The 12225-nt window shown below is 57.3% G+C and carries 12 protein-coding genes; 10 read left to right on the top strand and 2 right to left on the bottom strand.

Going from position 1 to position 12225, the window contains the following annotated elements:
- The first annotated feature begins 384 nt into the window (after positions 1 to 384).
- The gene (locus tag ACKWMY_RS23990; RefSeq protein WP_409487189.1) at positions 385 to 1989 is read left to right on the top strand and encodes a GMC family oxidoreductase; all 1605 of its coding nucleotides are present in this window, start codon (positions 385 to 387) and stop codon (positions 1987 to 1989) included.
- A 184-nt stretch (positions 1990 to 2173) separates the two neighbouring features.
- Here the strand turns inward: ACKWMY_RS23990 and miaE are convergent, their stop codons facing one another.
- A complete protein-coding gene (gene miaE, locus ACKWMY_RS23995) occupies positions 2174 to 2941 on the bottom strand; it encodes a tRNA isopentenyl-2-thiomethyl-A-37 hydroxylase MiaE (RefSeq protein ID WP_024529416.1) in 768 nt (255 codons plus the stop codon).
- A 44-nt stretch (positions 2942 to 2985) separates the two neighbouring features.
- Positions 2986 to 3414, bottom strand: coding sequence for a ribonuclease E inhibitor RraB (rraB, locus tag ACKWMY_RS24000; protein ID WP_024529417.1), 429 nt, complete (start codon positions 3412 to 3414; stop codon positions 2986 to 2988).
- Between the two features lie 161 nt (positions 3415 to 3575).
- Between rraB and argF the strand changes: the two genes are divergently transcribed.
- From argF to ridA, 9 genes are all read left to right on the top strand, one after another.
- Complete coding sequence (gene argF / locus ACKWMY_RS24005; RefSeq protein WP_024529418.1) at positions 3576 to 4595, top strand: ornithine carbamoyltransferase; 1020 nt, start codon at positions 3576 to 3578, stop codon at positions 4593 to 4595.
- 221 nt (positions 4596 to 4816) lie between these two features.
- The gene (locus ACKWMY_RS24010; RefSeq protein WP_409487190.1) at positions 4817 to 6385 is read left to right on the top strand and encodes an ABC transporter substrate-binding protein; all 1569 of its coding nucleotides are present in this window, start codon (positions 4817 to 4819) and stop codon (positions 6383 to 6385) included.
- An 11-nt stretch (positions 6386 to 6396) separates the two neighbouring features.
- Entirely contained in the window at positions 6397 to 7449 is a 1053-nt protein-coding gene (locus ACKWMY_RS24015; RefSeq protein WP_409487191.1) for an ABC transporter permease, read from the top strand.
- A complete protein-coding gene (locus tag ACKWMY_RS24020; RefSeq protein WP_024483417.1) occupies positions 7446 to 8267 on the top strand; it encodes an ABC transporter permease in 822 nt (273 codons plus the stop codon). The genes ACKWMY_RS24015 and ACKWMY_RS24020 overlap by 4 nt, the downstream gene beginning before the upstream one ends.
- Positions 8260 to 9096, top strand: a complete 837-nt coding sequence (locus tag ACKWMY_RS24025) for an ABC transporter ATP-binding protein (RefSeq protein WP_098928944.1) — start codon at positions 8260 to 8262, stop codon at positions 9094 to 9096. Before ACKWMY_RS24020 ends, ACKWMY_RS24025 begins: the two co-directional genes overlap by 8 nt.
- Positions 9083 to 9799, top strand: a complete 717-nt coding sequence (locus ACKWMY_RS24030; protein WP_029711255.1) for an ABC transporter ATP-binding protein — start codon at positions 9083 to 9085, stop codon at positions 9797 to 9799. The genes ACKWMY_RS24025 and ACKWMY_RS24030 overlap by 14 nt, the downstream gene beginning before the upstream one ends.
- A 348-nt stretch (positions 9800 to 10147) precedes the next feature.
- The gene (gene pyrB / locus ACKWMY_RS24035) at positions 10148 to 11083 is read left to right on the top strand and encodes an aspartate carbamoyltransferase (protein ID WP_024483414.1); all 936 of its coding nucleotides are present in this window, start codon (positions 10148 to 10150) and stop codon (positions 11081 to 11083) included.
- A 12-nt stretch (positions 11084 to 11095) separates the two neighbouring features.
- Complete coding sequence (gene pyrI, locus ACKWMY_RS24040) at positions 11096 to 11560, top strand: aspartate carbamoyltransferase regulatory subunit (protein ID WP_021807800.1); 465 nt, start codon at positions 11096 to 11098, stop codon at positions 11558 to 11560.
- Positions 11561 to 11708: 148 nt separating this feature from the next.
- The gene (gene ridA, locus ACKWMY_RS24045) at positions 11709 to 12095 is read left to right on the top strand and encodes a 2-iminobutanoate/2-iminopropanoate deaminase (RefSeq protein WP_021179099.1); all 387 of its coding nucleotides are present in this window, start codon (positions 11709 to 11711) and stop codon (positions 12093 to 12095) included.
- Positions 12096 to 12225: the final 130 nt, after the last annotated feature.

Consider the following 12225-nt stretch of genomic DNA (forward strand, 5'->3'; position numbering starts at 1 on the left):
AATGTGCCACGATTTCTCTCCTACGTCTGACATCAACTCCCTAATGTTTCAAAGGCATACCAAACTAAAACAGCAAGTCTAGTGTTCTTCCTGCGTTACAGAAAATCCCCTTACCTGAGCGCAACGCCGACCTGGCTCCCTCTCCTTGGGGAGAGGGTTGGGGTGAGGGAGAGAACACATCACCCTCAAAAAAATCATTAACATCAACATTATTCAAAAAAACGCACGGTATTTTTATATTTCAGCCAGTTAAACTGATGCTGAATTCTGGAATGTAAATTTATTGTGATATTCGTTAATAAATTAACGATCGCAAATTGACCTACTATTCCTCTGAGTTACTCTGCCATGACAGTCTCTAACCATCACGCACAGGGAACGGTCATGTCAGAAAATAACTTCGATTACATCATTGTTGGCGCAGGCTCCGCGGGTTGCGTGTTGGCAGCCCAGCTCATCCGCCGTACCCAGGCCCGCATCCTGCTGCTGGAAGCCGGCGGCGACGACAATAATCTGTTTATCAAAATGCCCGCCGGGGTTGCCAAGATCATCGCCAAGAAAAGCTGGCCGTATGAAACCGAGCCAGAGCCGCACGCCAATAACCGCCGCATGCAGATCGCCCAGGGCAAAGTGCTGGGCGGCAGTAGCTCGGTAAACGGTATGATCTATCTGCGCGGCCAACCGCAGGATTACGACGACTGGGCGCAACAGTATGGCTGTACCGGCTGGAGCTATCAGGACGTGCTGCCCTACTTCAAACGCGCCGAAGCCAATGAAAGCCTGGCGGATGAGTATCACGGCAACGAAGGGCTGCTGCCGGTCAGCGAGAACCGTTACCGCCATCCGCTCAGCATGGCGTTTATCCGCGCGGGTCAGGAGTTGGATCTGCCCTACCGCAACGACTTTAACGGTGAAAGCCAGCACGGCGTAGGGTTCTACCAGACCACCACCCACAACGGTGAACGCGCCAGCACCTCCCGCACCTATCTGCAAGCCGTACGCGATAACTCGCGGCTAGTGGTGAAACTCAACGCGCTGGTACACCGCGTCACCTTCGAAAACAACGTGGCAACTGGAGTAGTCTACAGCCTGAACGGTGGCAATGAGATCGTCGCCCACGCCAGCCAGGAAGTGATCCTCAGCGCCGGGGCGGTTGGCTCACCGAAGCTCCTGATGTTGTCCGGCATCGGCCCGCGTGAACATCTGGAGCAGTTGGGCATTACGCCACTGGCCGATCTGCCGGTGGGCAAAAACTTCCACGATCACCTGCATATGTCGATTAACGTCAGCACCCGCGAACCTGTCAGCCTGTTCGGTGCCGATCGGGGCTTGCAGGCGCTGCGCCACGGTGCCGAGTGGCTAGCCTTTCGCAGCGGCGTCTTGACCTCTAACGTACTGGAGGGGGCCGCCTTCGCCGATTCCCAAGGCAATGGCAGGCCAGACGTGCAGGTACATTTCCTGCCGATACTCGACAGTTGGGACGACGTGCCCGGCGAACCGCTACCGGCGATCCACGGCATGTCGCTCAAGGTCGGTTATCTGCAACCCAAAGCGCGTGGCCAGGTGCAGTTACGCAGCCGTAACCCCGCCGATCCCGTCAAGCTACAGGCCAACTATCTTGGTCATCCAGACGATCTGGCGGGCAGCATTCGCGCGGTGAAATTTGGCCTGCGCTTCCTGGAGACCGCCTCTCTCAAGCCGCTGATTAAAGATCTGCTGATGCCACAACCGGCGTGGGTAAACGATGAGGCGCAGATGGAGGAGTTTGTGCGCAACTTCTGCAAGACGGTCTATCACCCGGTGGGCAGTTGCCGTATGGGGCAAAACACGGAGGACTCGGTGACCGACTTGCAGCTACGAGTGCATGGCTTTGAGCGACTGCGGGTGGTCGACTGTTCGGTGATGCCGCAGGTCACCAGCGGTAACACCAATGCCCCCACCATTATGCTGGCCGAGAAGGCGGTGGATTTGATACTGGGAACCGAATAGGCCCCTCACCCCGACCCTCTCCCACAGGGAGAGGGAGCTGATAGCCCCTGCTCAGTTTGGAAATGAAGGAGTCACCTTGGCAACCGCTATCGCCCCTTCAACCAAGGTGAGTTAGCCGGCGCTCATGCAGAATCACTACATTTACAGCCCAACTCGATCGGTCCCCTCGCCCTGTGGGAGAGGGCTAAAGTGAGGGGGATGGCACGCCGCTGTGGAAGCGGAACTCGGTGTCCGGTGAGCGGATCAGCTCCGCCTCCAACTGGCCAAAAAACGCCACGCGTTCGCTGATATCGCCGCCGGCGATCTGCTCTGCCAGCGTCAGGTAATCCTGATAATGGCGGGCTTCAGAGCGCAGCAGCGAAACATAAAACCGGTTCAGCTCATCGTCCAGGAACGGGGCCAGCTTGGCGAAGCGTTCGCAGGAGCGGGCCTCGATATACGCGCCGCAGATCAGCTTATCGATCAGAGTGGCCGGATCGTGAGTACGCACCTCGCGGATCATGCTTTTGGCATAGCGGCTGGCGGTGATCTTTCTATAAGGGATCTGCCGGGCCTGCATGATCTCCAGCACCTGCGAGAAGTGATGCAACTCCTCTTTGATCAGCAACACCATCTTGTCGACCAAATCCTGGCCATAGGCCGAGCCATTCTTCGGCAGGATCTTCCTGGTAAACGCGCTCTGGCGGAACAGCTCTTCCGGCACTTCCTGCGCCTCGTGCACAAACGCCTCATAGGGCCTGAGCAATGCCAGCAGGGCATCACCACTCTCTTTATCGGCCACGTAGCGGCGGATCAGCCACATGCCGGTCTGCGCCGCTTTCAGCTCGCATACCAGGTGGTCGGTCAGCAACAGGGGCAGGTTTTCCGGGCGGCGGGCCGCTTCGATCCAGCCATCCGGGGTTTCACAGTGCAGGAAGTTTAAAATCGGGGATAACAGAGATTGGTATTTCATCGGGTTCTATCAGGGGCCAGCTTGCGCCAGCCCGCAGGATTTAATTAATGACGTTTGCCGTCGTCGTCTTCATCGATAAAGTCGCCGTCTTCTTCATCGTCGTCGCCTTCTTCACCGTTCGGATCTTCATAGTAGGTGCCCCAACCGTCGTAATTGACACCGCATTTTTCTGCCAGTGCCACCAGTTGTTCTACCTGGCTGTCGATCAGCTCGGCATTCAGCGCAACTTCGCTGATCACGTCACAACACATCACCATGGAGCCATCTTCCACTTCCAGCTCTTCGGCATCGGTCACTTCGTAGCCCAACTTGAAGGCTTCCACGGCGGCCTGCTCCAGAACTTCAAACTTTTCGGCAGAGAAATGGTGCTCGATAGTGTAGAGCGCATCCGGATCGCTGCCGTCTTCCAGCAGTTCTTCGATGATCAGGCGGGTTTCTTCACGTTGTTCTTCCAGCAATTCGCGGTTTGCCATGCCTCTATCCTCAATAAAATGGGCTTCGTTACTTCTATTTTCACACACCGCTGGCACCGCTGCCACGATAAACGTGAAAGATTTCTGCTTCGGGGTTGAAATTGAATATTCATACATATAAAGTGAATTTAAATTCAATCAAACGATAGGGATTTACGGAGATGAGCCAGATGAACCCGTTCTACAGTCGTCACTTTTTGAGATTAATGGATTTTACCCCCAGTGAGATCCAGTCCTTGTTGCAGTTGGCCGCCGATTTGAAGCTGGCCAAGAAGCAAGGCCAGGAAACCCGCCATCTGCAAGGCAAGAACATTGCGCTCATCTTCGAAAAAGACTCTACCCGTACCCGATGCTCTTTCGAAGTTGCCGCATTCGATCAGGGCGCTCAGGTGACCTACCTTGGCCCAAGCGGCAGCCAGATCGGCCATAAAGAGTCGATGAAAGACACCGCACGCGTGCTGGGCCGGATGTACGACGGTATTCAATATCGTGGTTTTGGCCAGTGCCTGGTGGAAACCTTGGCAGAACACGCTGGTGTGCCAGTGTGGAATGGCTTGACCAACGAGTTCCACCCCACCCAGCTGCTGGCAGATCTGCTCACCGTGCGTGAACACCTGCCAGGGAAAGCGTTGAGCGAGGTGAAATTCGCCTACATTGGCGATGCACGTAACAATATGGGCAATACCCTGCTGGAAGCCGCCGCACTGGTAGGCATGGATCTGCGGTTGGTCGCGCCGAAGGCCTGTTGGCCGCAGGCCGAGCTGGTTGCAGAATGCCAGGCGCTCGCACAGCAGACCGGCGGCAAAATCACCCTGACGGAAGATATTGCCGAAGGCGTACAGGGTGCCGATTTCCTGTATACCGACGTTTGGGTTTCCATGGGGGAAGCCAAAGAAGTCTGGCAGGAGCGGATTGCGCTGCTCAGGCCGTATCAGGTGAATATGGCAATGGTGAAACTAACCGGCAACCCACAGGTGAAATTCCTGCACTGTCTGCCAGCATTCCACGACGATCAAACCACGCTGGGTAAACAGATGGCCGAACAGTACGGCATGCACGGCGGTATGGAAGTGACCAACGAGGTGTTCGAGTCAGAGCACAGCATCGTGTTTGATCAGGCAGAGAACCGCCTGCACACCATTAAGGCGGTGATGGTCGCCACGTTAAGCAAAACCTTGTAAATCACCCTCTCAAAAAACCCTTCTAATAGAAGGGTTTCTTCTGGTTAATCCCCCCTTCTGGTTCTATAGTCTTTTTCGTCATATCAAATAACTTCTTGGCCTTTGCCTGTTTTTTACCAACGTTCTACCGTGGCATTCTGGCGGCAGAAATGCCGTAAAAAACTAATGAGAACAACCTCTTCTCCGTTCTGGTTTACCGGCACATTTAAGGGAAAACGTCTATGAAAGCCAAAGTCTTGCCGCTGTTTATTCTTGCCGCCCTCTCCACGACCGCACTGGCTGCCACGCCGCCAAATACGCTGGTAGTGGTGCAGTCACTGGACGATATCGTCAGCCTGGATCCGGCGGAGGCCAATGAACTTTCCAGCATTCAGACCGTCCCAAGCCTCTATCAGCGTCTGGTGCAGGCCGATCGTGACAATCCGGCCAAGGTGATCCCGGTGCTGGCGGAAAGTTGGCAGGATGATGCCGCCGCCAAGACCCTGACGGTCAAGCTGCGCCCACAGGCAGCGTTTTCCTCCGGTAACCCGTTGACTGCAGACGACGTGATTTTTTCTTATACCCGCGCAGTGAAGATGAACAAGTCACCGGCGTTTATCCTCAACGTGCTCGGCTGGCAGCCAGACAATATCGAACAACAGCTGAAAAAGATCGACGATCATACCGTGCAACTGAGCTGGACGGCAGACGTCAGCCCGGCGGTTGCCCTGAATATCCTCTCGACGCCGATCGCCTCAATCGTCGACAGCAAAGCCGTGCAGCCTAACGTGAAGGGTGATGACTTCGGCAACGCCTGGTTGAAGATGCACTCTGCGGGCAGCGGCCCGTTCAAGATGCGGGTTTACCAGCCACATCAGGCGATCGTGCTGGACGCCAACCCAACTTCACCGGGCGATAAGCCACTGCTGAGCAATATCATCATCAAGAACGTGCCAGACCCAAGCGCGCGCCGCCTGCTGATCCAGCAAGGGGATGCCGACGTGGCGCGTGAACTCGGCCCGGATCAAACCGCCGCGCTGAAAAGCCAGGCGGGTGTGAAGGTGCTGGAAATCCCTTCCGCCGAGCAAAACTATCTGGTGTTCAACACCGGTAATACCGCCAACCCGCTGCTGAAGAACCCGGCCTTCTGGGAAGCGGCTCGCTATCTGGTGGATTATCAGGGCATCACCAAAGATCTGCTGAAAGGGCAATACTTCGTCCATCAGAGCTTCCTGCCGGTCGGCCTGCCGGGGGCGCTGGAGGATAACCCGTTCAGCTTCGATCCGGCCAAGGCCAAGGCGATCCTGGAAAAAGCCGGGATCACCAACGCCAGCCTGACGCTGGACGTGGAAAACAAACCGCCGTTTATCACCATCGCCCAGTCGTTACAGGCCAGCTTTGCCCAAGGTGGCGTGAAGCTCGATCTGTTGCCTGCCGCCGGTAGCCAGGTCTATGCCCGCGTACGCGCCAAGCAGCATCAGGCGGCGATCCGCCTGTGGATCCCGGATTACTTCGATGCGCACTCCAATGCCAGCGCTTTCGCCTATAACGACGGCAAAAGCAGCACGGTGGCCGGGCTGAACAGTTGGCAGATCCCTGAGCTAAGCAAACAAACGCTGGCAGCGGTCGCAGAGGCCGATCCGGCCAAACGCACTGCGCTCTATACCGCTATGCAACAGGAATTGCAGCGCAGTTCACCGTATGTGTTTATCGATCAGGCCAAAACGCAGGTGGTGCTGCGCGATAACGTCAAAGGCTATCAACAGGGCCTGAATGCAGATATGGTCTATTACGATCGCGTTAGCAAATAATCAGGATTGCCATGTCGGTAGCAATAAAATCTACGCCGGGAAGCCGTTCCCGGCGTCGTCTTTGGGGATTGGCGCAGGGGCTGCTCACGCTGGCGCTGACCCTGTTCGGCCTATTGTTGATCACCTTCCTGCTGTCTGCCTTGTCGCCGGTGGATCGCGTGTTGCAGATCGTCGGCGATCACGCCAGCGCCGCCACCTATGAGCAGGTAAAACAGCAGCTTGGCCTGGATCGCTCGTTGCCGGTGCAGTTCTGGCACTATCTGGAGCGGCTGGCCCATGGCGATCTCGGCACCGCCAGCGCCACCGGCCAACCGGTATTGCAGGATCTGCTGCATGCCTTCCCGGCCACGTTGGAATTGGCCACGCTGTCGTTGGTGATTGGAGCCCCGCTCGGCGTGCTGGCTGGCGTATTGTGCGCGCGTTTTGCCGGCAGCAAGCTGGACATCGGCGTGCGCTTTATTACCCTGCTCGGCAATTCGGTGCCCATCTTCTGGCTGGGGCTGCTGATGCTATTGCTTTTCTACGCCAAGCTACAGTGGAGCGCCGGGCCGGGGCGGTTGGACGATGTCTACCAATACACCGTCGAGGCCAAAACCGGCTTCGCGCTGATCGACACCTGGCTTTCCGGCGATGCGGGGGCCGTGCGCAATGCGTTGGCACACCTGGTGCTGCCGGTTTGCCTGCTGGCCTATTATTCGTTGGCCAGCATTACCCGCCTGACCCGCTCCGCCTGCCTGAGCGAATTGAATAAAGAGTACATCACCCTGGCGCGTGCCAAAGGGGCCAGCGAAATGCGCATCATGTTCCACCACGTGCTGCCCAACATCAGCGGCACCCTGCTGACGGTGATCGCGCTTGCCTATACCAGCATGCTGGAGGGAGCGGTTCTGACCGAAACCGTGTTCTCCTGGCCGGGCATTGGCCGCTATCTGACCACCGCGCTGTTTGCCGGGGACACCACCGCCATCATGGGCGGCACGCTGCTGATCGGCCTGTGCTTTGTGATTATCAACAATCTCACCGACCTGCTGGTGCGCTTGCTCGATCCGAGGGCGCGCCAATGACCATGACGCTGCTTAAACGCTCACCTTCCGCCACCTGCGGAGCCACCATCCTGCTGTTACTGGTGCTGATAGCGCTGTTTGCGCCTTGGTTGGCACCGGTCGATCCCAACTGGCAGAACGCTGCCAACCGCCTATTGCCGCCGGGAGCTGGCCATTGGCTCGGCACCGACAGCTATGGCCGCGACGTCCTTTCCCGCCTGATCTACGGCACCCGACCAACCCTTGGGCTGGTGCTGCTGGTCACCGCAATCACCCTGCCGCTCGGCCTGCTGATTGGCGTGCTATCCGGCTACTACGGCGGCTGGCTGGAGCGCGTGCTGATGCGCTTTACCGACGTGGTCATGTCGATGCCACGGCTGATCCTGGCCTTCGCCTTTGTGGCGATGCTCGGCCCTGGGCTGGTTAATGGCGCGCTGGCGTTGGCGCTCACCACCTGGCCCGCCTATGCCCGCCAGGCCAGAGCCGAGATCCAACTACTGCGTAAAAGCGACTACCTGGCCGCCGCCGAGATGATGGGCATTCAGGGGCCGCGCCTGCTATGGGGCCATATTCTGCCCATGTGCCTGCCCTCTGCCGTCGTCCGGCTAGCATTGGATCTGGCGGGGATTATTCTGGCCGCCGCCGGTCTGGGATTCCTGGGGCTGGGTGCCCGACCGCCGATGGCGGAATGGGGATCGATGGTAGCCGACGGGATGCAGGTGATCTTCGATCAGTGGTGGATCGCCGCGATCCCTGGCTGTGCGATCCTGATCAGCAGCCTGGCGTTTAACCTGCTGGGCGACGGCCTGCGCGACTTACTGGATCCGCATCATGACTGAACCACTGCTGACTGCACAGAACCTGAATATCGAATTTAACGGCCACAAGGTGGTGGATAGCCTTTCTTTCAGCATTGGCCGGGAGAAAGTGGCGCTGGTGGGGGAATCAGGTTCCGGCAAATCCATGACCGCCCGCGCCCTGATGGGGCTGGTACGTAAGCCGGGCATCGTCACCGCCGATAAGCTGCACTATCGTGAGACAGATTTACTAAAGCTTCAGCCACGTCAATGGAACGAGGTACGCGGCGCCAAAATCGCCATGGTGCTGCAAGATCCGCGCTACGCATTGAATCCGGTGCGCAGCATCGGTAAGCAGATCGAAGAATCCCTGGTGCTGCATAACGCACTGACTCGGGCCGATCGCCATGAGCGAGTGCTGAACTCACTGGCCGCCGTCGGCTTGCCGGAAAGCCTCTATCACAGCTACCCCGGCCAGCTTTCCGGCGGTATGGGGCAACGCGCGATGTTGGCGATTGCGCTGGTCAACGATCCGCAACTGCTGATCGCCGATGAGCCAACCTCGGCGCTGGATGCCAGATTACGTAATCAGATCCTCGATCTGATCGTCGAACAAACCACGCGGCGTAACATGGGGCTGTTGCTGATCAGCCATGATCTGCCGCTGGTGGCTGAACGTTGCGACCGGGTATTGGTGATGTATCAGGGCAAGCTGGTGGATCAGGGGATCGCGGCCAACCTGCCGCTAGCCACCCATCCTTACACCCGCACGCTGTGGGCCTGCCGCCCCAATGCCAGCACCTACGGCCAGGATCTTCCGGTGCTGGATCGCAGCATCGATTTTACCCGGAGCGAACATGGCGCTGATTGACATTGAAAATTTGCAGGTCAGCTTCCCGCAGGGCAACGGCCATAAGATCGCCGTGGAGTCAGTGAGCTTTGGCGTTGAGGCGGGGGAAACCTTCAGCCTGATTGGCGCTTCCGGCTGTGGCAAATCCACCGTGCTGCGCGTGCTGGCAGGTTTGCAACGTGAATGGCGTGGAGAAATACGCTTGCTCGGCCAGCCTCTGCAACCACAGCAACGCTTCACCGGCCAATTACGCCGCGACGTGCAGATGGTGTTTCAAGATCCCTATGCTTCGTTACATCCGCAGCATCAGATTGCCCGTACGCTGGGTGAGCCGTTGAAGATCCACGGTGAGAAACACATTACGGCGCGGATCGACGAAGCCTTGCGGCAGGTAGGGCTGAGCGCGGCCACGGCACAGCGCTATCCCCACCAGCTTTCAGGCGGCCAACGCCAGCGCGTCGCTATCGCCCGTGCCCTGCTGTTGCGGCCTAAGCTGCTGCTCTTGGATGAACCCACCTCGGCGCTGGATATGTCGGTGCAGGCGGAGATCCTCAACCTGCTCAACCACCTCAAACGCGAGCATGGCATGACCTACTTGCTGGTCAGCCATGACGGTGACGTGATTGCCCACATGTCCGAACGCGCCGCCCTGATGGAGAACGGCCACATCGTGCAGCATTACGACCGGGCTGCCTTACAGGCCGGTGAGCATATGCGGGATTAAGCGCTAGCAGGAACGTGGCCAAACAACCAGACACCGAGTGCCACTCGCAGCGGTAATCGCCAAGCCAATCGATTGCGAAATCGCAAAAAGTGGTGTTTTTACCCTTGCAGAGAAAAAAAGCGCGAGTATAATGCGCGACAATTTGCCAGGAGAAAGCATGAAAAACGACCTTTGTTTTGTTCGCCACACTCGACAAAACCGCCAGCCAATCGGCGGGCAACTGCCGTTATTTCCCCTGTTGCATGAACCATCATTTAAAGCCCCTCGTTGAGGGGCTTTTTTTTGTCCAAAGCATTGCTATTACATTGAAAAGCCCCGCGCCAAGGGCCCGAGTCGAGGAGAGTGAACATGGCCAATCCGCTGTATCGCAAGAACATCATCTCTATTAACGATCTCAGCCGTGAAGATCTGGAGCTGGTGCTCAGCACCGCCGCCAGCCTGAAAGCTAACCCGCAGCCGGAGCTGCTCAAACACCTGGTGATCGCCAGCTGCTTCTTTGAAGCGTCTACGCGTACCCGCCTGTCGTTTGAGACCGCGATCCAGCGCCTGGGGGCTTCGGTGGTCGGTTTCTCCGACAGCAGCAACACCTCCCTCGGCAAAAAGGGCGAAACGCTGGCCGATACCATCTCGGTGATCAGCACCTACGTTGATGCCATCGTGATGCGCCATCCGCAGGAAGGCGCATCACGCCTGGCCGCTGAATTCTCTGGCGGTATCCCAGTGTTGAACGCCGGTGACGGCTCGAACCAGCACCCGACCCAAACGCTGCTGGATCTGTTCACCATCCAGGAAACCCAGGGCCGCCTGAGCAATATCAATATCGCCATGGTCGGCGACCTGAAATATGGCCGCACCGTGCACTCGCTCACCCAGGCGCTGGCAAAATATGAAGGAAACCACTTCTTCTTCATCGCGCCAGACGCTTTGGCAATGCCTAGCTATATCCTGAAGATGCTGGACGAAAAAGGCATCTCCTACAGCCGCCACAACAGCATTGAAGAAGTGGTGCCGGAACTGGATATTCTGTATATGACCCGCGTACAGAAAGAGCGCCTGGACCCGTCCGAATACGCCAACGTGAAGGCGCAGTTCATCCTGCGAGCTTCTGACTTGGCCGGTGCTCGGGACAACATGAAGGTGCTGCATCCGCTGCCGCGCATTGATGAGATTGCCATTGAGGTGGACAAGACACCGTATGCCCACTATTTCCAACAGGCAGGCAACGGTATTTACGCCCGTCAGGCGCTGTTGGCACTGGTTTTAAACGCAGATTTGGCTCTTTAAGGGGGAACCGTCATGACTCACGATAACAAACTCCAGGTTGAAGCGATCAAGTGCGGCACGGTGATCGACCATATTCCGGCGCAAATCGGCTTTAAGCTGCTCTCACTGTTCAAACTGACCGCCACCGATCAGCGCATCACCATCGGCCTGAACCTGCCCTCCAAAGAGCTGGGCCGCAAGGATTTGATCAAGATCGAGAACACCTTCCTGACCGAGCAGCAGGCCAACCAGCTGGCGATGTACGCGCCCAAGGCTACGGTCAACCGTATCGATAACTATGAAGTAGTGCGCAAGCTGACGCTCAGCCTGCCGGATCATATCGACGGCGTGCTGACCTGCCCGAACAGCAACTGCATCAGCCGCAGCGAGCCGGTGGCCTCCAGTTTCAGCGTCAAATCCCATGCAGGGGAAGTGCACCTCAAGTGCCGTTACTGCGAGAAAGAGTTCGATCATCAGGTGGTTCTACAGACCGACTAAAATCCTCCGTTTTACCAGGGTATGCCGCTGTTAATCTGGCGGGTACCCTTTATAATGGTGCGTCGTAGGGGCGCTGCATGCTGCGTCCATGTGAGTTTACGGCGGGCCGACTCGCCGTTTGAACAACAACAGGATATCAGGAGAAAAAATGTCACGTAATATCAGCACTGAACTCGCGCCAGCCGCCATTGGTCCTTACGTGCAGGGCGTTGACCTGGGCAGCATGATCATCACCTCCGGCCAGATCCCGGTCGATCCAAAAACCGGTGCCGTACCCGATGACGTTGCCGCTCAGGCTCGCCAGTCATTGGCCAACGTGAAGGCGATCGTGGAAGCCGCAGGCCTGAAAGTGGGCGACATCGTTAAAACCACCGTTTTCGTCAAAGATCTCAACGATTTCGCTACCGTTAACGCGGCCTACGAAGCGTTCTTCACCGAGCACAACGCCTCGTTCCCAGCGCGTTCTTGCGTTGAAGTGGCACGTTTGCCAAAAGACGTGAAAATCGAGATCGAAGCCATCGCCGTTCGCCGTTAATCGGCAACCCGGTGCGATCGAATGCGGCCAGCCTTTGCTGGCCGTTTGTTTTTTCGTCATCATCAATCTGAAACATTCATCCGCAAAATCACTCTCGTTCAAAGCCACGGGTTAGATGGGTTCTACCAAC

The organism is Serratia sp. J2, assembly GCF_046269175.1.
Taxonomy (GTDB): Bacteria; Pseudomonadota; Gammaproteobacteria; order Enterobacterales; family Enterobacteriaceae; genus Chania; species Chania fonticola_C.

Excerpts from the sequence above, each read along its gene's own strand:
- ACKWMY_RS23990 (WP_409487189.1), top strand. The coding sequence starts at position 385 with ATGTCAGAAAATAACTTCGATTACATCATTGTTGGCGCAGGCTCCGCG.
- miaE (WP_024529416.1), bottom strand. The coding sequence starts at position 2,941 with ATGAAATACCAATCTCTGTTATCCCCGATTTTAAACTTCCTGCACTGT.
- rraB (WP_024529417.1), bottom strand. The coding sequence starts at position 3,414 with ATGGCAAACCGCGAATTGCTGGAAGAACAACGTGAAGAAACCCGCCTG.
- argF (WP_024529418.1), top strand. The coding sequence starts at position 3,576 with ATGAGCCAGATGAACCCGTTCTACAGTCGTCACTTTTTGAGATTAATG.
- ACKWMY_RS24010 (WP_409487190.1), top strand. The coding sequence starts at position 4,817 with ATGAAAGCCAAAGTCTTGCCGCTGTTTATTCTTGCCGCCCTCTCCACG.
- ACKWMY_RS24015 (WP_409487191.1), top strand. The coding sequence starts at position 6,397 with ATGTCGGTAGCAATAAAATCTACGCCGGGAAGCCGTTCCCGGCGTCGT.
- ACKWMY_RS24020 (WP_024483417.1), top strand. The coding sequence starts at position 7,446 with ATGACCATGACGCTGCTTAAACGCTCACCTTCCGCCACCTGCGGAGCC.
- ACKWMY_RS24025 (WP_098928944.1), top strand. The coding sequence starts at position 8,260 with ATGACTGAACCACTGCTGACTGCACAGAACCTGAATATCGAATTTAAC.
- ACKWMY_RS24030 (WP_029711255.1), top strand. The coding sequence starts at position 9,083 with ATGGCGCTGATTGACATTGAAAATTTGCAGGTCAGCTTCCCGCAGGGC.
- pyrB (WP_024483414.1), top strand. The coding sequence starts at position 10,148 with ATGGCCAATCCGCTGTATCGCAAGAACATCATCTCTATTAACGATCTC.
- pyrI (WP_021807800.1), top strand. The coding sequence starts at position 11,096 with ATGACTCACGATAACAAACTCCAGGTTGAAGCGATCAAGTGCGGCACG.
- ridA (WP_021179099.1), top strand. The coding sequence starts at position 11,709 with ATGTCACGTAATATCAGCACTGAACTCGCGCCAGCCGCCATTGGTCCT.